Raw genomic sequence first — 20,397 nt, forward strand, 5'->3', positions numbered from 1 at the left:
TGCTATGGCGAAATGGAGAGACGAAATAGTACGGATGAGGCTTTAGGCAGCCAAACCTAAAGCGGCCGCGTTGGCCAGGAGGCCTTCACGGCAAATTGTGACATCTTCCTCGGTTCCGAGAAGCTCGAAGCGATACACATAAGGAACCTTACACTTGGCGGCGATGACGTCACCCGCCTTGCCAAAGTCACTGCCGAAGTTACTGTTTCCTCCGGCTACAACGGCGCGAATGAAGCTGCGGTTGTGTTCATCATTCAGGAAACGAATGACTTGTTTGGGTACAGGCCGCGTGTTCTGCCCGCTTACCGACGCCCCTCCCCCGTATGTCGGGCACACCAAGACATAAGGTTCATTCACGGTGAGGGGCTCGTCATTAAGGCGCAGCGGGATGCGGGCGCTGGGAAGGCCGAGCTTCTCGACGAAGCGGTGGGTGTTTTCCGTAGCGGAAGAGAAATACACGACCAACATGGCGTTAACCTAGGCGCTCGCCACCATCGCAGTGAGGGCCTTGATGCGATCCGGGCGGAAGCCGGACCAGTGCTCGCCGTGCGCTTCCACGACCGGCGCTTGGACGTATCCGAGGGCCATGACGTAGTCGCGGGCATCATCATCGAGGGAGATATCCACCAACTCGTACTCGAGACCAGCACGGTCGAGAGCCTTCTTGGTGGCGTTGCACTGGACGCAAGCGGGCTTAGTGTAGACAGTGATGCTCATGTGACGTTCCTTTGGCTTCCTTCGGCGCTACACGCGGAGTGACTGTTGAATTCGATACTGGCAGAGCGTTCAACGGCTCTGCCTACAGGCTCTGAACAGCGATATCGGACCGCCGTTCAAGCAACATCAACGACACTATACTTTGTGCCCGCACCCCGCAACTAGCACTACATGTAGTAGTTACATGCCTGGTATTCCCAGGATGTAACTTGGCCCGACCCCACATGTTGACACCCCATCACTCCGCCCGTCCCCACGGCGGTAACTACACCGTTGATATTCCCTGCACGTTTACCGAAGATTCACTTAGTTTGTGACAAAGTCCACAAAAGGGCACGGCTCTAGGCCACGCCCTCGATACCGGCCCCTCTATTGCCAATGAAATCTAATCAAGCATTGGCTCGACACAGGTTCCAGAATCAGCCCCTTGCCCCGCCTCGCGGGTCAGACCAAAGAGCACCTGGCTCATCGTCATGGGATCCCGCGGCAGGTCCAGATGCAGCGGCTCCGCTCCGCACAGCTCCCCTAGATCGATGTTGACCACGTCGGCGCCGTCGACAGGTGTAAGCATGGAGGAAGAGTTCGGGGTCACCGTGACGTCGGCAGGCGAATAGATCGATGTATAGAGCGGCCCCGGCGCCGTATCAGGCAGCGCATTGAGGTTCTCCATGAACTCGGAGCCGACAACCTGCTGGATGCCTGCAGAGCTCGCCAAGAACCGAGCAAAGTGTGGCATCGCCGCAATCATCTTGGCCAGAACCTCGCCCATCCCGTTGAGGGTTGTGCCATGGAGGTTGCCACCAATGGCCACAGCGTGGGAAACGTACTCAGCCGAACCGTACATCTGCGTGTAGGTCTTGATGTGCAGCCCGCCCTGCGAGTGGCCCACCAGATTAACCTTGTCGCTTCCGGTCACCTCGCGCACGTAATCAATCTGCCCTGCAATTTCGCGCGCAGACTCATCCAAGTCCGCAATCGCCTTGGCACGAGGATTCGCGTTCTGCAGCGTCACGTCGTCCGCGCCGTAGTCAAAGGCCCACACGCACATCCCCTCCTCCTGCAGGACCGGGATCAGTTCGTTCCACGTCGAGGAATTGTCCGACGTGCCGTGGAGAAGCACCACCGGCTCACGCACCTCGCCGCTCGGCTCGCACGAGGGATCATTGATTCCCAGCGAGGAATCCGCCAAGCTTTCAAACTCAAAGTCCGCAGCATGAGCTACCGGGACAGTGAACCCAACTGCAGCAGCACACACCGCCGCCGCGAGACGCTTCTTCATTATTCTTCTTTCTTTCAACTATCTTTCGGACCCCTGCTGAAGTCCGCCCGATAATTATATTCATTAAATCGCATCTGTCCAGGCACGTGGGCATAAAAAATCCGCCCTCCCCACAAAGCGGGGAGGGCGGAGACGAGGAAACTCGTTTCTTAGCCCTGGCGAGCCTTGAAGCGCGGATCCTTCTTGTTGATCACGAAGACCTTACCGTGGCGGCGAATAACCTGGGCGCCCGGCTTCTTCTTCAGCGACCGAAGCGACTTGCGAACCTTCATCGGGCGCTCCTTTCGTTATGCGCAATCTTGATGCGATTGATTAGTTCAAAGCACAGCTGGGAAGACACCCAGCAATGACACGAGGAAAAATGTTACCCCACGCGCGCGTCATAACCAAAACACTCAGCTTTCGGAGTAGCGGGCGCGAAGCTGCTCGGCAACATCCTCGAGGCTCTCCCTCGCCGTTTCCGGAACGAGTGCGCGGGTATATCCCACCGCGACGAGACCTAAGACCGCGAAGATTCCGAAGGCCAGCGAACCTCCGAGCCACTCGACCACCGGCAAGAAGAACTGCGCCACCGCCCAGTTACTCACCCACAGTGCCAGCCCAGCAATTCCCATGCCCACGCCGCGGACCTCTGGCGGCACGATTTCTGACATGAGCAACCACGTGGCCGGGGAGACTGCCGCCTGCTGAAAGGCAATGAACGCCGCCATGCACGCCAACGACAGCATGGCCAGCGGAATGGAGTCATGGGCGAAGTGATAGGCCACCGCGAGGACCACGAGTGAGACCACGTTGCCGCCTAGGCCCGCCAACAGCAGCCGGCGGCGTCCCAGCCGGTCAATCACGCGCATGCCCACGAGGCACGCTACGACGGATACCGCACCGATCACCATCGACGTATATACCGAGTTAGTAGTGGAGATACCCACCTGGTTCATCATCGTGGGCGCGAAGTACACAATGGCGTTCACACCCGTAATCTGCTGAGTCACCCCCATGAGCATGGCAAGCGCGATGGCCCAGCGCATCCAACGGTGGCGTCGCAAAGCTCGCCATTCACCCGTGCTCGGACGTGGACTAAGCTCCAACTCCGCTCCCTGCGCGCCGACCCGAGCGCTGACCGCGGCAGCTTCACGCGGTCGCCCTTGTGCCGCGAGCCATGCCGGGGTATCGGGCAGGAAGACCATGCCGAGCGCCAGCGCCGCGCCCGGGACCGCGGCCAGCCCCAGCATCCAATGCCAGCTGCCGCTTGCAGCCAATAGCGAGTTCACGCCATACGCCAGCAGCTGCCCCACGACGATCATGAGCGTATTGAGGGAGACCATCCGGCCCCGCACAGCCGCCGGGGTGATTTCGGAGATATACATCGGGGAGACGATCGACACCGCGCCCACTGCCACGCCGAGGAATGTGCGGGCGGCAGCGAGTTCATCGGCCGAGCTTGAAAGCGCGCACCACACGGAACCAGCCACGAAGATGAGCCCACCGGCGATGAGGGTGCGACGCCGCCCGATCATGCTCGCCACACGCCCAGCGACCAGCGCGCCAACTGCCGCGCCGACCAAGAGCATCGAGGTCACCAGCCCCTCCTCATGGGCAGACATGCCGAATTCCGGTCCCACGAAGAGGAGGGCTCCGGACATCACTCCGGTGTCATATCCAAAGAGCAGGCCACCCAGGGCGGCGACGCCTGCGACCATCATGACGTACGTATCTTTGTTCACGGGTTCCTATTGTCGCAGGCGGCTACCATTGGCGTCATGTCACATGAATCCATAGACCTCCAGCACGACATCATCAAGGCCCTCGGCGTAAAACCCCGCATCGATTCAGAAGAAGAGGTTGAGCGCCGCGTCGCCTTTTTGGTGGACTACCTACGCGCAACCGGCGCGAAGGGCTTTGTCCTGGGCATCTCTGGCGGCCAGGACTCCACCCTGGCTGGGCGCTTGGCTCAGCTGGCGGTGGCCCGCGTCGACGGCGCGGACTTCTGGGCCGTGCGCCTTCCCCACGGCGTACAGGCCGACGAGGATGACGCACAGATCGCCCTCGACTTTATCGAGCCCGACCACTGCCTCACCGTCAACATCGCCGAGGCCACCGCGGCTCTCGACGGCGCCGTGGCCAACGCCCTACACCAGGACTCCCTGGGGGACTTCAATCGAGGCAACCTCAAGGCCCGCCTGCGCATGGCCGCGCAGTACGCGCTGGCCGGCGAAGTCGGCGCGCTGGTCATCGGTACAGACCACGCCGCCGAAAACGTCACCGCCTTCTTTACCAAGTGGGGCGACGGCGCTGCCGACGTCCTGCCCCTCGCCGGGCTTAACAAGCGCCAGGGTGCTCAGCTTCTGAAGCATCTCGGCGCACCAGAATCTACGTGGAAGAAGGTTCCCACCGCAGATCTAGAGGATGACCGCCCCCTACTCTCTGACGAAGAAGCGCTCGGCGTCACCTACTCCCACATCGATGACTACCTCGAGGGCAAGGACGTGCCTGCCGCCGCCCAATCGCGCATCGAGACCCTGTGGCGCCGCGGCGCCCACAAGCGCACCATGCCGCCGGGCCCTACCAGCGCCTAAGGTTCCAAGCCCCCTCCTCGCGGGGCCTTTCCTGTTCCGTTTCCGCACCCACCACGTGCGCCCGAGGCCAGCGTTTCCCCGCACGCCAGTGGCATTCTCTTCCAGGAGGTCAACTTCTCCCTTCCCATAACGCGAGTCCGTGCGCCCCAACACCTGTAGCGCACATAGTCCCACACCCATGATTGACTCTTCACTCCACCCCTGAGCTGGGCATTTCTTCGCTCCGGTTGCGGGGCCCACGGTGCTGTTTTAGTCTCTGTGCTCATGGGGGATATCGAAACCTACATCCGCCTACGCAACTCGGGGATTGCGCTGGTGGAAAACATTCCTGGCTCACCCGATGAGCTCCGCACGCTCGGTGCTTCCGCTTCCGATGCTGCCGAACTAGCACGCCTTAACCAGGTTTATTTCGGGCCCACCCGCTTTAGCGGCAAACAACGCAAAGCCCGTCAAGCAGCACTTCAACAACGCCACAGCCTCGGCACCCTCACACTGATTGAAACCTACACCGCAAAAGTCAAGAAAACCCTCGACGCCTGGAACCTCAGAATCAAACTCGCAGGAACACCCGCACACCGCATCCCCACCGTTGCTACCACACGACTGAAAGAACTCCGCTCTAAACGCATAGCCAAACCAGGCGTGCGCATCACCTACCGGGAACAAGGCCCCAACACACTCTCCATCACTGACGACGCCACCACGATCGCCAACATGCGCGGCGTCCTCGAATCAACCAACACCACCGACCTGCTTCAAGCCGCCAACGACATCTTCTTCAAAGAGGGCACCGGCTCTAAACCAGCGGTGCGTACCCAAGTCATCGTCACCCTGAACGAGTTGGACCAGATCATCAACGGCGACGGGGACGAAATAGAGCTCAACCTCACCAATGGTGGGCGCATGACCGGGGCAGAATTCCTAACCCACAAGTTTGCCGAAATAGGCTATGCCACCATCGTGCACCCCATTGAAGGACCCATCGACACCTTCCGGCTAGAGCGTGGAGCAAACTTCAAACAACGCCTTACCCTGCATGCTGAATTCCACACCTGTTCTAGACCAGGCTGCAATAAGCCGGCAGACTACTGCCAAGTCCATCATTTGGTGCCCTGGCAGGCAGGCGGCTACACCAACATTAAAAACCTGACGTTTTTGTGCGCCTACCACAACGGAATAAATGATGATGACCCACAAAGACCTACCGGACGCGGCTACATGTACCGGCTCAACACCGGGGTCAGCTTCATCCCACCCTGGGGCACACCGATAACAGCAATGCCCGAATACCAAGAAGCACTAGCCAGACTCACCGCCGAACAAGCAGGACAACCACCAGAGGAACCACCCGACAGTAGTTAACACCCACAGCCACCAAACACAACACAAGCAGAAAGGAAAACGACCCACCACCAGCGACAACACCGCCAACCGAGGGAAGGTTCGCGGGCATATCGACGATCCTTCAGACAGCAGCACCCGCGAACCACAACAAGGTACGCGGGAAACTCAGTAATCCCGGACTACGGTTCACACGCCACCGGATGCAGCGGGAGTACCGGAACTCTTAAGCCTTAAAGAACGAAACCCGCCCAGCAGATGCGGGGAAGTGACAGCAAGGTCCGCGCGCCCTTAAAGGGCGGAGCACAAAAGCGCACCCAGAGCTCCTCTCCTTCAAATCCGCCAGAACCTTCGAGCGGTCACGCACTCATCGCAATGCCTCAAGGGTGGAACGCGCAGCCTGCTCAAGCGGAGCGTAGTAGGCCGGACCATGCGTCATCGCGTGAACTGCAAGTGGGTGCAATTGATGCATAGGCACCCACTTCTCGTATTCCTTGGGCGCCCCGTACCCGCGGAGGATTTCCTCGTAGAACGGCGTGCCAAAGAGCTCGAGCATGGCTAGGTCCGTCCACGGGTGCCCGCCGTGCGCGGCAGGGTCGATCATCACGGCCGAATCGGCAGTAAAAAGCACGTTGCCTGCCCACAGGTCGCCATGAATTCGCGCCGGTTTCACGTCCCAGTCAGCAGTTTTTATGGCCTCGCATGCTTGCCGAACAATCCCCTGCAGCCCCTGAGGCAGTCCTCCCACGAAAGGCAGCACTCGCTGCTCAACGTAGAACTCGCCCCAGGCTTCACACGGTTCGCAGGGTTGCTCCACGCGCCCAATGAAGTTCGCACCCTCCCAGCCCGCTGGCGGGGCGCCGAAGGCGGGCGCTCCCGCTTCATGGACCGTGCGCAGCGCAGCGCCAAAGGCGCGGGCAGCAGGGACGCTCGGCCGCGCCTGCTCCACCCGCCGCGTGCTAAGAGAAGTAGAGGTGACTTCGGTGACGTCCACGACGACGGCGGCAAGCGCCTGCGCCAGCCATCTCAACCCAGCAGCCTCGGCGCCAGCTTGATCAGAACGGGACACGGTCTTGGTGAATACATCCATGGCCCCAGCATAGAAAAAGGCCGCCCCCATTCAAGGAGACGGCCGAAAGTGGAGCTAACGGGATTCGAACCCGTGACCCCCACACTGCCAGTGTGGTGCGCTACCAACTGCGCCATAGCCCCAAAGCTGTATTGAATTATGAAGTGGAGCTAACGGGATTCGAACCCGTGACCCCCACACTGCCAGTGTGGTGCGCTACCAACTGCGCCATAGCCCCTCACACGAGGTGCAACCTTTGTGATTGCAACTCGTATCAATATATCGCCTCCGTTTTCACTCACCAAATCGCGAGTTTAGGTGCGGTATTTGCACGCCCCTACTTAGCTGCGACGAGGTCGACCCACTCCATGATGGAGGTCTTGTCATCCTCCGGAATGTCCTTGCCGTCCTTGATGATGCGCGGCGAGGACACGCTGCCGGTGTCGGCTTCCAGCTTCTCGTAGTTCGCGGTTACTAGGGCGTTGCCCTTGCCCACCGGTGCATCCTCGATGGCCTTGACGGTATCCTTATCCGCACCCAAAGACTCAGCGGCCTGCGCAAAGTCCTTCATCTCCCACTTGTTGTACACCTTGGACTGCTCATCCATGAGGTACGTGCGCAGGTTCCAGTAGAGCTGTACGTCACCGGACTTGGCCACCTGCTCCATCGCAGCCGCGGCCTTGGAGGAGTGCCCCTCGTTGGACTTGATGCTCTCGATGCCATTCGGGCTGCCATCCAGGAAGTTGAGGGTGCGCACCTTAACAATGAGCTTGCCCTGCTCAATCTTTTCCTTCATCTGATCATCGGTCTGCTTGGCCAGATCAGAGCAGTGAGGGCAAGAGTAGTCCTCGTACAGCTCGACCTCCGGCGCATCCTTGACGTCGGCAGCCTTGAGGGTCACGGCGTTATCAGCAAAGGACATCTCCATATTGACGTCCTGCTTGGTGTAGCCTTCCAAGCCCTCAACGCTGGCACCACGGTTTTGGTAGAAGATAAAGCCGAGCACGACGGCAATAATCACCAGCAGAACACCGATGCCCCACAGGAATCCGCTGTTGTTATTGGCGGTGGGGTCTTTAACTGTACTCATTGAGAAACCTTGTCTTGTATGACGTAAATGGAACGAACCGAAATCCTACACACCGCTGTTAAGGGTGCAATGCAAACTTGGTGAAGGGACGCTTGATTGTCCACACCATTAACACAGAATAGAAGACATCACGCAGCAGTGTCATCATGTAGTTCATCACCTGCGCGTCTTCATCAGGGCTAACGGAGAAACAACCGCAGTCAATCCCGAGCCCTCGCATCCACGCTTGCGCAATGCCAATCATGAATAGAACGAGGACAATCTGTCCCACCCATGCCGATTGGCGCAGGAACAGCCCCAGCAGCAACAACAGGCCGCCGCACACTTCCAGCGGGCCAATCAGGTAGGACAAATACTGAGACCACTCTGGTGTAAAGATCTCATAGGCCTTGATGCTTTGGGACACTGCGAGCTGATCCGACAGCTTCGACGCTCCCGCTTTGATCCACACATAGGCCATATAAAAGCGCGCGAATGCACTAATGACGTCAAGCACAAGGGCGGCGCTGATTTTGTCTTTAATCACGAGCACAGCCTAACAAGTTAAGGGTGGAGAGCGTAACGGCGATACGGGCGCCAAATTGTCCAAAGGGTGAGGACCAAAAAGGTTGCATCACGTAGCAGCGTCAGCGCGTAGTTCATGCCTTGGCTCACGTCGGCGGGGTCATAGCCGAAACAACCGCAGTCAATGACCAGCCCACGCGCCCATGCCTGGGAGATTCCCACCATGAAGAGGACTAAGACCACCGCCGCGACTGCCGACGCCTCCCTCAAGAACAGCCCCAGCAGCAACAGCACCCCACCCATGAGTTCCAAAGGGCCGATGAGGTAGGCCAAGTATCCGGACCATTCCGGGGTGAAGATGCCGTAGGCCTCGATGGCCTGGGTCATCTCCATCCTGGCGTCCAGCTTCTGAATGCCGGCGATAATCCACACGGCAGCCATTCCAAAACGCACCAGCGCGCTCATCAGATCGGCGGCCGACATGGATTTTGCGGATGTCATAATTCATTAGCCTAGTCTCGGGCCCAGACTTCAGCCCTGGCCTTCAGTCCTAGCCTTCGAGAACCTGCGACACCAGCGCCTGCGCCTCTTCCTGCACCTGTTTGAGGTGTTCTTCGCCACGGAAGCTCTCGGCATAGATCTTGTACTTGTCCTCCGTGCCGGAAGGGCGGGCAGCGAACCACGCGTTCTCCGTCGCCACCTTCAGGCCGCCAATCGCTGCGCCGTTGCCGGGGGCCTCGGTGAGTTTGGCCACGATCTTCTCCCCAGCCAGCTCAGTCGCCGTCACCTGCTCCGGGGAGAGCTTCTTCAGGATGGCCTTCTGCTCGCGGGTAGCTGGGGCGTCGGTCCGCGCATAAGCTGGCGCACCGTATTCTTCGGCCAGCTCCGCATAGCGTTGAGACGGGGTCTTGCCCGTGACCGCCAGGATCTCGGCAGCCAAGAGATCCATGATGATGCCATCCTTATCGGTGGACCACACGGTCCCATCGAAGCGCAGGAAGGAAGCACCAGCAGATTCCTCACCGCCGAAGCCCAGGGTGCCGCCGACAAGCCCCGACACAAACCACTTGAAGCCCACCGGGACCTCCACGAGCTCACGGCCCAGGCTGGCCACGACGCGATCGATCATGGAGGAAGACACCAAGGTCTTGCCTACCCCGGCTTCACCCCACTCGGGGCGGTGGCTAAACAGGTACTCGATGGCCACCGCTAGGTAGTGGTTCGGGTTCATCAGACCCGCATCCGGGGTGACGATGCCGTGGCGATCGGAATCCGCGTCGTTGCCCGTGGCCAAGTCGTACTTGGAACGGTTCTGAACCAACGAAGCCATGGCGTCCGGGGAGGAGCAGTCCATGCGGATCTTGCCGTCAGTATCCAGAGTCATGAAGCGGAAGGTGCCGTCTACCTCTGGGTTCACCACCGTCATGTTGAGCCCGTAGTGCTCGGCGATGGCCGCCCAGTAGTCCACCGAGGCGCCGCCCATCGGGTCCGCGCCGATGCGCACACCGGCCTCTTTAATGGCCGCCATGTCCACAACGTTGGCTAGGTCAGCCACGTAGGAGTCGAGGTAGTTGTGCTTCACGCAGCGCTCATCGAGCACGCCGTCAACCGCCACGCGCTTGACGCCATCGAGCCCGGCGCGCAGATAGTCGTTGGCCTTGGCTGCAATCCAGTCGGTGGCATCCGTGTCTGCTGGGCCGCCCGTCGGCGGGTTGTACTTGAAGCCGCCATCGCGCGGCGGATTGTGGGAGGGAGTGATCACGATGCCATCGGTGCCCGGGTTGGTCAGGATGGCGTGGGAGACGGCCGGGGTCGGGGTGTAGCGTCCGCGGTCATCCACGCGAACCTCCAGCCCATTGGCAAGGAGAACCTCAAGGGCGGAGACCATGGCGGGCTCGGACAAAGCGTGGGTATCGCGGCCGATGAAAATGGCGCCCGTGGTCCCCTGCTCAGCGCGGTAGTCCACGATGGCCTGGGTAATCGCCAAGATGTGAGCCTCGTTGAAGGCGGTGTCCAAGGCGGAGCCGCGGTGCCCTGAGGTGCCGAAGGCGACCTGCTGGTCGGGGTTATCTGCATCGGGGGTGCGGGTGTAATACGCGGTGACTAGTTCTGCGATATCGATGAGATCGGAAGGCTGGGCTAGCTGGCCGGCGCGCTCGTGTGCCATGGTGGGTTCCTCCTTGGAGACGTGGATACACCCTAAGCTTGCCTGCTTCACGCTGGTTTCGCATCCCAATTAGGATGGTGCCTATGCCACAGATCCTTCTTGTGGGCTGCGGGACCGCGCTCGGGGCGCTGACTCGTTTCGGCCTTACTTCACTTCTCGGGGGTGGCGCGCTGCCGCTGCTACTCATCAACGTTCTTGGCAGTGCTGTCATGGGCTATGCCAAGCCACCAGCGTTCTGGGGCACGGGTTTCTTAGGCGGCTTCACTAGCTTTGCCGCTTTCGCCTTCCTCACCTCCGGCTTCGGCCCAGCGCAGGCGGGGGCGTACGTCGTTGCGACAGTCGCCGGTTGTACTGCCGCTTATCTCATGGGTGACCGTCTCCAGGATCGGGGCCGCGCATGATCCTCTCCATCTTGGCGGTCCTCGCCGGCGGCTTTGTTGGCGGCTGCGGGCGCTACTTGCTCACCCGTGTGCTCCCCTCCCCCACGTGTACCTTTGCCGCCAACCTCGTCGGCGCGGCGGTGGCCGGTGTGGCCTATGGCTATGCCACGCATGCACACGCCCCCGAGTATTTCCTACCCCTGCTGGCGGCCGGACTCGCCGGCGGGCTATCCACGTGGTCCACGATGGCCAAGGAACTCGGTGAAATGATAAAGGCCAAGCGTTGGTGGCGCTTGGCACGTTATCTCTTCTGGACCATCGGCCTAGGAATCATCGTGGCCTGGCGCGGGGCGTGGGTCGGCTCGCTGCTGGCCTAACCCGCCTCCCACGCCCCTTGTGCAGCCACAGGCTGTGTTAGTCGGCGATAGCGTCCAACGGCGGGGTCTTCGCCGCGCGCTGCGCCGGCCACAGGGCCGCCAGCACACCGACGATTCCCGAGCCCACGAACATGACCGCGAGCATCATCCACGGCACCGTCGCGGAATCGAGGCCTTCGTCGGAAAGCACGGAGATGAAGGACCACCCCATCCCCAATCCCATGAGGATGCCCATGAGCGCGCCGAAGAGGGCGATCTGTACCGATTCCACCGTGATCATTGTGCGAATCTGGCGGCGTTGAGTACCCACCGCGCGCAGCATACCGATCTCTTGACGGCGTTCGATCACGCCGAGGGTGAGGGTATTGACAATGCCCAGGACAGCGATGACCACAGCCAAAGCCAGCAGCGCGTAGAGAATCGTGAGCATCTGGTCAATCATTCCGGCGGCCTCGCCGGCGTATTCCTCGCTGGTGCGCACCTGTACCACAACGAGGTCCTTGACGGACTTCTCCAGGTTGGCGCGCAGCTTCTCCTTGTCATAGCCTTCTTCCGCGTTCACGGAAACCACCGTGACGTCGAGGCTGCTGGGGTCGATGACCTCTTCTGCCGCGGATTGGGATACGGCCAGGCCCGGAAGCATCTGGAAAGGTTCATAGATGCCGAGGAGTTTTACCTGCGCGGTACGCGAGGGATCGGGCCCCGCCAGCTCATAGCTCTGGCCGACCTCCCAACCTTGCTTCTCAGCCAGGGCAGAGTCGGCGATGAAGCCCGGTTCCTCACCCGTATTCAGGGCACCATCTACCAAGGTCAGGTTGAGCATGTCATCGGCGTTGCCATCGATGATCTGGCTGATCATCATTTCCGGGCCATAATTCATCGAAGCCTGACCATCCACCTGCAGGGGTGCTGTGCTCATCGCCACGAGCTGTCCGACGCCCTCGGTATCGCGGGCGCGCTGCACCGTCTCGTTCGGCGTCGGGAAGTTTCCAGACGTCGGCCCGGACAACAAGAAGTCCGCGCGGGCGTCCTGCTCGACGGCGTCGGCCACCGAGGCCTTCATCGTCGCACCCAACATGCCGATCGATGTCACCAGCGCCACGCCCAGCATGAGAGCGAAAGCAGTCGCCGCGGTACGGCGCGGATTGCGCGCCGAGTTCGTCGATGCCAGCTTGCCGACCGCGCCAAAGGGCGCGCCAACCACGCGGCCGATCGCCGGAACGATAGGCAAGGAGATGGCCGGTCCCGCAAGGAAGAAGCCGAGGATGAGGTTGAGCGAGCCGAGGCCCACGAGTGTGGCGCGGATGCCCGTGGAGGCGTCGACAAGCACGCCCACGAGCGCGAAGATAATGCCGACGACGAGCAGCAGCCCGCCCAGCACGCTGCGCACCAGCAGCGAAGCGCCCGCCGCGGACTCGGTAGTGCGCATGGCTTCCACGGGCTTGACCGCGCCTGCCCGGCGCGCCGGTGCCCACGCGGAAACGATGGTGACCAATGCGCCCAGAATCAACGGCACAAGCACAGCGCTCAAGCTCAGGCCCAGGCCGCCGCCCATGGGCATGCCCTTGGCTTCGAAGACGGCCTTAATGATCGCCACCAGGCCCATGCCTGCTACCACGCCCACGGCAGAGCCCACGAGGCCCACGATGAAGGCCTCCGTCACCACCGAGCGCGTAATCTGGCCGCGGGATGCGCCGAGTGCGCGCAGCAGCGCGAACTCCTTGGTGCGCTGAGCCACGATCATGGAGAACGTGTTCGCGATGATGAACGTGCCCACCAGCAGCGCGATGAGGCCGAAGGCGATGAGGAAGTAGTTGACAAATTTCAGGGCAGAGGAAATCTGATCCGAAATCTCATCGGCCAGCTTCTGGCCAGATTCCGCCTTAACCTCGAAGGTCTCGTTGAGGTGATCCACGAGCGCATCGGCGCTCACTCCCTCGGCCGCGGCGACCTTCAGCTGTTCGGAATTGCCGTACCGCTCGACGAAGGCCTCGTGGTCCATGAGCAGCGTCAGGCTGGGGCCTTGGTCCACCACAGGCTTGACGACGCCCACGACCTTCACCTCATCACGCTGGTCCGGGTGGACTACGAGGAGGCTGTCGCCGATCTTGATATCGAATTTTTCCGCGGCCGAGTCGTTGATGAGAACCTCGCCGGTCCCGTGAGGCGCGGAGCCGTCGACAAGCGTGGCGGGCTCACCGACGGATTGATCCTCCGGGTAGTAGGGCTGCACGCTGGAGGTGCCGCCGCCGGTTTGAAAGGCCTCGGCATCCTTGTTGGCAACCACGACGGTCTGGCTGCTTTGCATGTTGACCGCGCGCACGTCGGGGTCGGCGGCGATGTCATCGCGCATCTTCTGGTCGAGGATTGGGCCGCCTTCCTTCTGGCTTACGGCCGCATCCACACCGGTAAATGCGGTAGACACCGCAGAGTCGAAGGTGTTCGACAAAGATTTGGTGAACATGAAGGAACCCGAGATGAAGGCGGTGCCGAGCACCACCGCCAGCAGGGTCAGGGCAAGGCGCAGCTTATGCGCGAGAATATTGCGCACGGACACCGTGCGCATGGTGTTCTTTGTGGCCATGCTTTAGCCCTCGATTTCTGCCATCACGGCGTGGATGGACTCCATGGTCGGGTTGTTCAGCTCGTTGACCAGGCGGCCATCGGCAAGGAAGACCACGCGGTCAGCATAGGATGCGGCTTTCGCATCGTGCGTCACGATGACGACGGTCTGGCCGTCCTGATCCACTGCGGTGCGCAAAATATCGAGCACCTCGGCGGAAGAGTTGGAGTCCAGGTTGCCGGTCGGCTCATCGCCGAAGATGATCTCGGGGCGCGAAACCAGGGCGCGCGCGCAGGCCACGCGCTGCTGCTGGCCGCCGGAGAGCTCTGATGGGCGGTGGTTCAAGCGGTTGGACAGGCCCAGACGGGAAGTAACCTCATCGAACCATTCCTTATCTACCTTGTTGCCAGCGATATCGGTGGGCAGCGTGATGTTTTCTGCCGCGGTCAGCGTGGGCACCAGGTTGAAGGACTGGAAGATGAAGCCCAAGCGGTCGCGGCGCAGGGCGGTAATATCCTTGTCGCTGAGCTGCGACATGTCGGTGTCACCGATGAAGGCCGAGCCGGACGTCGCCGAATCGAGACCTGCCATCGTGTGCATGAGCGTGGACTTGCCGGAGCCCGAAGGGCCCATGATGGCGGTAAAAGTGTTGCGCGCGAACTCAACGTCGACGTGGTCCAACGCGGTAACTGCGGTATCTCCCTGACCGTATTGTTTGAACAGGTCGACGGCACGAGCCGCAGCAGTCATCGTTGGGGTTGTCATGGACGTGTTCTCCTTATAGATGGGGAAAGTAACGTCCCTACCCTATCTTGCCCTGGGTAAGTTATGTGACGCGTGTGGTCTAAAATATGCTCCATGCGCGCATCTCTTTCCGCTCTGGAACATTACGACCGCTGTGCCGAAGCAGCCGCGGCTCAAATCATGCGCCACTACTCCACCAGTTTTTCCCTGGCCACACGGCTTCTCTCCCCCAGGGTCCGGGTGGACATCCGCAATTTATACGCCATGGTGCGCACCGCCGATGAAATCGTCGACGCCGGGCTCGATCCCCAGGACGCCGCCGTGCTTCTCGACGCCTACGAGGCCACCGTCCGCGCCGCCCCGTCCCAGCGTTTTCACGCTGATCCGATCGTGCATGCCTTTGCGCTTTCCGCGCGGCGTTGCGGGTTCAGCGATGAGCACGTTGCACAGTTCTTTTCCTCCATGCGTTGCGATCTGACGCACCGCACGCACACCCACGACTCCTTCGAGGATTACGTGTGCGGCTCCGCGGAGGTCATTGGGCTCTTGTGCCTGGATGCCTTCTACGCCGGCGGGCCCCGCCCGTCCGGAATCGAGGAAGGCGCGCGGCGCCTGGGCGCGGCCTTTCAGAAGATCAATTTCTTGCGCGACCTGCGCGAGGATTCCGCAGAGCTGGGCCGCTCCTATTTCCCGGACCTGCCGGACCCGGCCAGCTTGGATGAGGAGCGGAAAACGGCAATCATCGCTGATATTCGGCGCGACCTGGCTGTAGCGCGCGGCGCGATGGAGAAGTTGCCGCGTGGTTCGCGGGTGGGCGTGGCGGCTGCGACGGCCCTGTTTACCGAGCTCACCGACCAGCTCGCGGCCACCCCCGCCGCCGATATTCTCACGACACGAGTCTCCGTCTCGCCGGCACGCAAGGCATTCTTGGTGAGCCGGGCAGCGGCATCGGCGGTGAAGTAGCTATGGGCAAGCGTGTTGTCGTCATCGGCGCGGGCATCGCTGGCCTGGCCAGCGCGGCGCTGTTGCTGCGTGAGGGTTGGGACGTGGTGGTCGTCGAGAAGCAGCACAGCGTCGGCGGGCGCGCAGGCGAACTGGAGGTCGACGGTTTCCGCTTCGATACGGGCCCGTCCTGGTACCTCATGCCGGAAGCCTTCGACGAGTTTTTCCGTGCCTGCGGGACGAGCACCGCGCGCGAGCTGGACTTGGTTGACCTCTCCCCCGCGTATCGCGTCTACAACGACGACGGCGCCTTCCTCGACATTCACAGCGGCGTGGACAACGTTGTTCGGCTTTTTGAGTCCATCGAGCCGGGCGCAGGCGAGCGCGTGCGCGCCTACTTAGCGCGTTCCTCTGATATCTATGCCGTGGCGCTAAGCAGCTTTTTGTACACCACGTTTTCCCACCCCACGCAGCTTTTAACCCGGGACGTGCTCACGCGGCTGGGTACGCTGGCGCTACTTCTCACGCGGTCCTTGGACCGGCTGGTGGCAGCACAGTTTCAGGACTACCGCCTGCGCCAGGTGCTAACCTACCCGGCGGTGTTTTTGTCCACGGAGCCAACAGCTGCACCGGCGCTGTACTCCTTGATGAGCCACACCGATTTGGTCGAAGGCGTGCGCTACCCGCAAGGTGGTTTCGCCGCGGTGGTCGCGGCGATTGCGCGCCAGGCACAAGGCGCAACCTTCCTCATGGATACGGCGGTGACGGCGATTGAGTGCGCAGAAGGTCGTGCGACTGGCGTGCGGCTGGACGACGGCCGCTTCATCTCCGCCGAGGCCGTCGTGTCCGCGGCGGACCTGCGCCATACTGAGACTTCTCTGCTGCCTCAGTCGGCGCGGACATATCCCGAGAGCTATTTCGCGCGACGCGACCCGGGCCTCGGCACGGTGTTGGTCTTCCTCGGCGTGCGGGGCGCGCTGCCGGAGCTGGCCCACCACACCCTTCTTTTCAGCAAGGATTGGGAGCCCGATTTCCGGGCGGTGTATCACGCTCCGGAGGCTTCGCGCCCGCTGGGGGCGTCGGAGTCCATCTACGTGTCGAAGACCTCCGCGACGGATCCTGCCGTGGCGCCGGAGGGCTGCGAGAATCTCTTTGTGCTGGTCCCCGTGCCGGCGGAGGAAAACTTCGGCGCGGGTAACGCCTATGGCGAAGAAGAATCGCCCCGCGTTGGCGCAATTGCCGATGCCGCGATTCACCAACTCGGCACGTGGCTTGGCATTCCCGACTTTGCTGAGCGCATCGTGGTGCGCCGGACGGTCGGCCCCTCTGATTTTGCGCGGCGCTACAACTCCTGGGCTGGTGGCGCGGTGGGACCCGCGCATACGTTGCGGCAATCCGCCTTCTTCCGCGGGCGCAATGCCTCGCGAAAACTCAAGAACCTGTACTACGCGGGCGGTACGACGGTACCGGGTGTTGGTGTACCGATGTGCCTCATTTCCGCGCACAATGTCATCACGCGGATGCGCGAACAGCACTAAGCGTCGAGCTCAAGGGCTGCGGGTGCACCGCTGCGTTTAGTCTTCACCGTCACGGCGTGCCCACCAAAAAGATAGCCATCATCGAATTCCACGCTGAGGTGTCCGCGTTGGGGGACTTCAACGGCAACGGGCGTGAGTTTGGCGTATACGTCGCCGGCCGTGAGCTCAGGTGCCGGGACGTTTGCGCCCTCGGACAGGGCGACGTCATGGCGCCAGCGGTTCGCAGCTCGAAGAGCTTTTTTGGCGGCAAAGCGCCGGGCCTCATCGATGAACTCAGCACTGAGGACCTTATTGATAACGGTGAGGGGTGCCTTGAATTTTCGCCTCAGGTTCGCGCTCTCCGCGAGGAGAAGCTCCTCCCCTTCGTACCAGATGCTGAAATCAACTCCGAGCTCTTCTGCCCTACCGTCGAACGTGTTCGTACTGCGATCGAGCACCAACGGACCGAACTTGGAATCAAGCTCTACCGGAACGGCAATCCGAGCGAGGAGTTGCTCCATGTCTGTGTCATCCACGTCTGGGAGGATCTCCCAGATATCGACATAGTGTGCTTTGCTCCTCTCGTGGAAGTGGTGGCTACCCCGAGCATGAATCACCGTGAAAGGCTCAAGCTCTGCAACTTCGCGCGGATCCCACAGCGTCTTTCCTGCGGCGGTCTGGAAGAGCTGCGGATAGCGCACGCTGACGTCACCAGTGATCAGCTCGCCCCCGGGCAGCAACTTTAAGGCGACTCCGGGCATGTTCATGAGCTGAATATGCGTCTTGTCCTCAGCGTAGGGATCATCACTCACCCACTTCTTCGGCACATCTGCCACAACGAAGAGGAACTCTGTTTCCTCGTAGCCCAGAATAGAGCTGACGACGTCATTGTCCGAGAATTCACGGTAGAGGGAAAGCATGCCGCAATAGTACATACGTGAAAAGGCTACGCAGCGCTCCATGGCGTAGTCTGAGGAGGTTGACGTCGAGTAGAAGGGCGAAAGGCCGATGGCAGAAACGATTGAGCAGGCCGCCGAAATTGTTGAGGAGTGGCTCAAGCAAGAAGACGCCATCGACCCCCAAAAGGCTCCTCGGCTCCAAGAGCTCTTAGCTCGCGTTCCACGTCAAGAGCTCATCGCGATTGTGGAGCGCCAGAATGCTCTCCGCGCCGCATTGGCGTTAAGGCTGCTGCCGCGTCAAAAATCCATCGCGGTCTTCGATGCACTTGATGCCAAACACCAAGCGGACATCATTGACGAGTTGGGCAACGCCGATGTCTACGAATTCTTCGACGAGCTGGATCCCGAAGACCGCGTGGCGCTGTTGGACGAGCTTCCTGCGGAAATTGCGGATCGCCTCCTCCGTTCGCTGACTCAGACTCAGCGCGATGTGACTGGAGTGATTCTTGGTTACACGAAGGGCTCCGTCGGCCGCCGTATGTCGCCGGAGGTCCCCAATATCCACCCGGAAATGAGCATGGAAGATGCCCTGCGCACCCTCCGCGACAACGCCGATGAGCTAGAAACCATCTATACCGTTCCTGTAACACGGAAGGACCGGCGTCTGGTGGGTGTCGTCAGCCTGCGCGAGCTCTTCACGGCTGAACGCGGCATTCTCATTGAGGACATCATGAACGAGCCGGTGTATGCATACGCGACTGCCGACGCCGAAGAGACCGTCCGCTGGTTCTTGCCCCTCGACATGCTGGCGCTGCCGATTGTAGATGATTCACACCGACTCGTTGGCCTTCTTACCTGGGACGATGCAACCGACATTATGGAGGAAGCGGACAGCGAGGACTCAGCTCGTTCCGGTGGTACGGAAGCTCTCCAGCAGCCGTACTTGTCGACGCCCCTTCTCAAGCTCGTCCGCTCCCGTATTCTCTGGCTGCTCGTTCTCGCCGTATCGGCTCTGTTGACCGTGCGGGTGCTCGATTCTTTCGAAGACACACTGGCCAAAGCAGTTGTACTGTCTCTGTTCATCCCTCTGCTCACCGGCACGGGCGGCAATACAGGAAACCAGGCAGCTACTACTGTGACCCGCGCGCTCGCGCTTGGCGACGTCCGCACGCGCGACCTCTTGGCAGTCATGTGGCGCGAGCTGCGCGTCGGAATGTTGCTCGGCGCCGTACTGGGGCTGGCCGGTCTTGTCTTGGCGACGGTCATCTGGACCTGACCCCTGTTTGGTAGACACCTGATATCCAGCCCAGTTGGGTTGGGAAGAAAGGTAATCTACCACCATGCCTAGGTACTCCGAACAGTTCAAACGTGATGCTGTGGCCCTCTACGAAAACAATGAGGACCTCTCACTTCACGCGGCTTCAGCAGAGCTTGGAGTCAATCGTTCCTCACTTTATTCCTGGCTTAAGCAGTACGGCACCGGCAAGCGTGCCCGCACGAAGACCATGCGTGACAAGGCCCAGGCGACGACTGATTCTGAACGGATCCGCCAGCTAGAAAAAGAAGTCTCGAAGCTTCGTGAAGAACGCGACATCCTGCGCAAGGCCGCGAAATATTTTGCCGAAGAGACACGCTGGTAATCCGCTTCCAGTTTGTCGATGACCATCGAACCGAATACTCGGTCAAGCGGATGTGCCACGTGTTAAAGCTCAATCGCTCCTCGTTCTACAAATGGGCCAACACCCGCGAAAAACGCAGGTTAAAGACGTGTTCCGATGCCCTTATTGGTGCGAGAATCAAGACCATCTTCGATGATGAGCACGGGCTTTATGGTGCTAAACGCATCGCTGCAAGTCTCAACGACGATACGGACTTTCCTCCGATCAACCACAAGAAGGTCGCACGCATCATGAAATCCATGGGGCTGAAAGGCTTTACTAAACGCCGTCGATGCATCACCACCAGACGAAAGTTTGGCCACCGAGTCATGCCAGACTTAGTAGGCCGCAGATTCACAGCTGATAGGCCGAACCACGTCTACGTAGGCGATATCACCTACCTGCCGTGTAAGGGCGGCAAGAACATGTACCTAGCCACGGTCATCGACGCCTACTCGCGCAAACTTGTCGGCCATGCACTCGCTGACCACATGCGCGTATCGCTGGTTATCGAAGCTTTATCTCATGCCAGAAAAGTCCGCGGAAGCCTGAAAGGGGCAATTTTCCATTCTGA

General features: G+C 60.7%; 22 protein-coding genes and 2 tRNA genes. 9 read left to right on the forward strand and 15 right to left on the reverse strand.

Annotation, left to right across the window (positions count from 1 at the left end):
- Nucleotides 1-42 precede the first annotated feature (42 nt).
- From nrdI to QP999_RS09970, 5 genes are all read right to left on the reverse strand, one after another.
- A complete protein-coding gene (gene nrdI, locus QP999_RS09950; protein ID WP_070522431.1) occupies nt 43-468 on the reverse strand; it encodes a class Ib ribonucleoside-diphosphate reductase assembly flavoprotein NrdI in 426 nt (141 codons plus the stop codon).
- Between the two features lie 9 nt (nt 469-477).
- Nucleotides 478-717, reverse strand: a complete 240-nt coding sequence (gene nrdH / locus QP999_RS09955) for a glutaredoxin-like protein NrdH (RefSeq protein WP_070522434.1) — start codon at nt 715-717, stop codon at nt 478-480.
- Between the two features lie 385 nt (nt 718-1,102).
- Nucleotides 1,103-1,996 (reverse strand): esterase/lipase family protein, encoded by an 894-nt coding sequence (locus QP999_RS09960; RefSeq protein WP_284848222.1) that lies wholly within the window; start codon nt 1,994-1,996, stop codon nt 1,103-1,105.
- Between the two features lie 149 nt (nt 1,997-2,145).
- Nucleotides 2,146-2,268: a type B 50S ribosomal protein L36 gene (ykgO, locus tag QP999_RS09965; protein WP_003847162.1), complete on the reverse strand. Its 123-nt coding sequence runs from the start codon at nt 2,266-2,268 to the stop codon at nt 2,146-2,148.
- Nucleotides 2,269-2,391: 123 nt separating this feature from the next.
- Nucleotides 2,392-3,720 carry a sugar porter family MFS transporter gene (locus QP999_RS09970; RefSeq protein WP_284848223.1) on the reverse strand — a complete coding sequence of 443 codons (1,329 nt, stop codon included), beginning with the start codon at nt 3,718-3,720 and terminating at the stop codon, nt 2,392-2,394.
- 36 nt (nt 3,721-3,756) lie between these two features.
- Here QP999_RS09970 and nadE point away from each other — a divergent pair, with 36 nt between their 5' ends.
- Together nadE and QP999_RS09980 are read left to right on the forward strand one after the other, a co-directional pair.
- A complete protein-coding gene (nadE, locus tag QP999_RS09975; RefSeq protein WP_425248906.1) occupies nt 3,757-4,572 on the forward strand; it encodes an NAD(+) synthase in 816 nt (271 codons plus the stop codon).
- Nucleotides 4,573-4,836: 264 nt separating this feature from the next.
- Complete coding sequence (locus QP999_RS09980; protein ID WP_284848224.1) at nt 4,837-5,934, forward strand: HNH endonuclease signature motif containing protein; 1,098 nt, start codon at nt 4,837-4,839, stop codon at nt 5,932-5,934.
- Nucleotides 5,935-6,280: 346 nt separating this feature from the next.
- On the opposite strand, the gene QP999_RS09985 is transcribed toward QP999_RS09980, so the two are convergent.
- From QP999_RS09985 to pgm, 7 genes are all read right to left on the reverse strand, one after another.
- Nucleotides 6,281-7,003, reverse strand: a complete 723-nt coding sequence (locus QP999_RS09985; protein WP_284848225.1) for a fructosamine kinase family protein — start codon at nt 7,001-7,003, stop codon at nt 6,281-6,283.
- A 49-nt stretch (nt 7,004-7,052) separates the two neighbouring features.
- Nucleotides 7,053-7,125 (reverse strand) — tRNA-Ala (locus QP999_RS09990).
- Nucleotides 7,126-7,147: 22 nt separating this feature from the next.
- Nucleotides 7,148-7,220 (reverse strand) — tRNA-Ala (locus QP999_RS09995).
- Nucleotides 7,221-7,319: 99 nt separating this feature from the next.
- Nucleotides 7,320-8,072 carry a DsbA family protein gene (locus tag QP999_RS10000; protein ID WP_284848226.1) on the reverse strand — a complete coding sequence of 251 codons (753 nt, stop codon included), beginning with the start codon at nt 8,070-8,072 and terminating at the stop codon, nt 7,320-7,322.
- Nucleotides 8,073-8,130: 58 nt separating this feature from the next.
- Nucleotides 8,131-8,598, reverse strand: a complete 468-nt coding sequence (locus QP999_RS10005) for a MauE/DoxX family redox-associated membrane protein (RefSeq protein WP_070522450.1) — start codon at nt 8,596-8,598, stop codon at nt 8,131-8,133.
- A 17-nt stretch (nt 8,599-8,615) separates the two neighbouring features.
- Nucleotides 8,616-9,077 carry a MauE/DoxX family redox-associated membrane protein gene (locus QP999_RS10010; RefSeq protein ID WP_070522452.1) on the reverse strand — a complete coding sequence of 154 codons (462 nt, stop codon included), beginning with the start codon at nt 9,075-9,077 and terminating at the stop codon, nt 8,616-8,618.
- A 49-nt stretch (nt 9,078-9,126) separates the two neighbouring features.
- On the reverse strand, nt 9,127-10,743 hold the full coding sequence (gene pgm / locus QP999_RS10015) for a phosphoglucomutase (alpha-D-glucose-1,6-bisphosphate-dependent) (protein WP_284848227.1): 1,617 nt from the start codon (nt 10,741-10,743) through the stop codon (nt 9,127-9,129).
- Between the two features lie 83 nt (nt 10,744-10,826).
- On the opposite strand from pgm, the gene QP999_RS10020 reads away from it, so the two are divergent.
- On the forward strand, nt 10,827-11,144 hold the full coding sequence (locus QP999_RS10020; RefSeq protein ID WP_070522459.1) for a fluoride efflux transporter family protein: 318 nt from the start codon (nt 10,827-10,829) through the stop codon (nt 11,142-11,144).
- The gene (locus QP999_RS10025; protein WP_070522464.1) at nt 11,141-11,500 is read left to right on the forward strand and encodes a fluoride efflux transporter FluC; all 360 of its coding nucleotides are present in this window, start codon (nt 11,141-11,143) and stop codon (nt 11,498-11,500) included. The genes QP999_RS10020 and QP999_RS10025 overlap by 4 nt, the downstream gene beginning before the upstream one ends.
- 37 nt (nt 11,501-11,537) lie before the next feature.
- On the opposite strand, the gene QP999_RS10030 is transcribed toward QP999_RS10025, so the two are convergent.
- Together QP999_RS10030 and QP999_RS10035 are read right to left on the reverse strand one after the other, a co-directional pair.
- On the reverse strand, nt 11,538-14,084 hold the full coding sequence (locus QP999_RS10030) for an ABC transporter permease (protein WP_284848228.1): 2,547 nt from the start codon (nt 14,082-14,084) through the stop codon (nt 11,538-11,540).
- A 3-nt stretch (nt 14,085-14,087) separates the two neighbouring features.
- Nucleotides 14,088-14,828: an ABC transporter ATP-binding protein gene (locus tag QP999_RS10035; RefSeq protein WP_070530082.1), complete on the reverse strand. Its 741-nt coding sequence runs from the start codon at nt 14,826-14,828 to the stop codon at nt 14,088-14,090.
- 93 nt (nt 14,829-14,921) lie between these two features.
- Here QP999_RS10035 and QP999_RS10040 point away from each other — a divergent pair, with 93 nt between their 5' ends.
- Both QP999_RS10040 and crtI read left to right on the forward strand, forming a co-directional pair.
- Nucleotides 14,922-15,770: a phytoene/squalene synthase family protein gene (locus QP999_RS10040; protein ID WP_070561768.1), complete on the forward strand. Its 849-nt coding sequence runs from the start codon at nt 14,922-14,924 to the stop codon at nt 15,768-15,770.
- Nucleotides 15,771-15,772: 2 nt separating this feature from the next.
- Nucleotides 15,773-17,287, forward strand: a complete 1,515-nt coding sequence (gene crtI, locus QP999_RS10045) for a phytoene desaturase family protein (protein ID WP_284848229.1) — start codon at nt 15,773-15,775, stop codon at nt 17,285-17,287.
- Here the strand turns inward: crtI and QP999_RS10050 are convergent.
- A complete protein-coding gene (locus QP999_RS10050) occupies nt 17,284-18,186 on the reverse strand; it encodes a DUF2262 domain-containing protein (protein WP_284848230.1) in 903 nt (300 codons plus the stop codon). The genes crtI and QP999_RS10050 overlap by 4 nt on opposite strands.
- Nucleotides 18,187-18,274: 88 nt before the next feature.
- Between QP999_RS10050 and mgtE the strand changes: the two genes are divergently transcribed.
- The 3 genes from mgtE to QP999_RS10065 form a co-directional block, all read left to right on the forward strand.
- Nucleotides 18,275-19,441, forward strand: coding sequence for a magnesium transporter (gene mgtE / locus QP999_RS10055; protein ID WP_284848231.1), 1,167 nt, complete (start codon nt 18,275-18,277; stop codon nt 19,439-19,441).
- Between the two features lie 64 nt (nt 19,442-19,505).
- Complete coding sequence (locus QP999_RS10060) at nt 19,506-19,805, forward strand: IS3 family transposase (protein WP_070565249.1); 300 nt, start codon at nt 19,506-19,508, stop codon at nt 19,803-19,805.
- A gap of 50 nt (nt 19,806-19,855) precedes the next feature.
- Nucleotides 19,856-20,397 (forward strand): IS3 family transposase (locus tag QP999_RS10065; RefSeq protein ID WP_284848232.1); only part of this gene is annotated, 542 nt, incomplete at its 3' end.

The sequence above is a fragment of the Corynebacterium sp. MSK004 genome, assembly GCF_030232515.1.
Lineage (GTDB): Bacteria > Actinomycetota > Actinomycetes > Mycobacteriales > Mycobacteriaceae > Corynebacterium > Corynebacterium hesseae.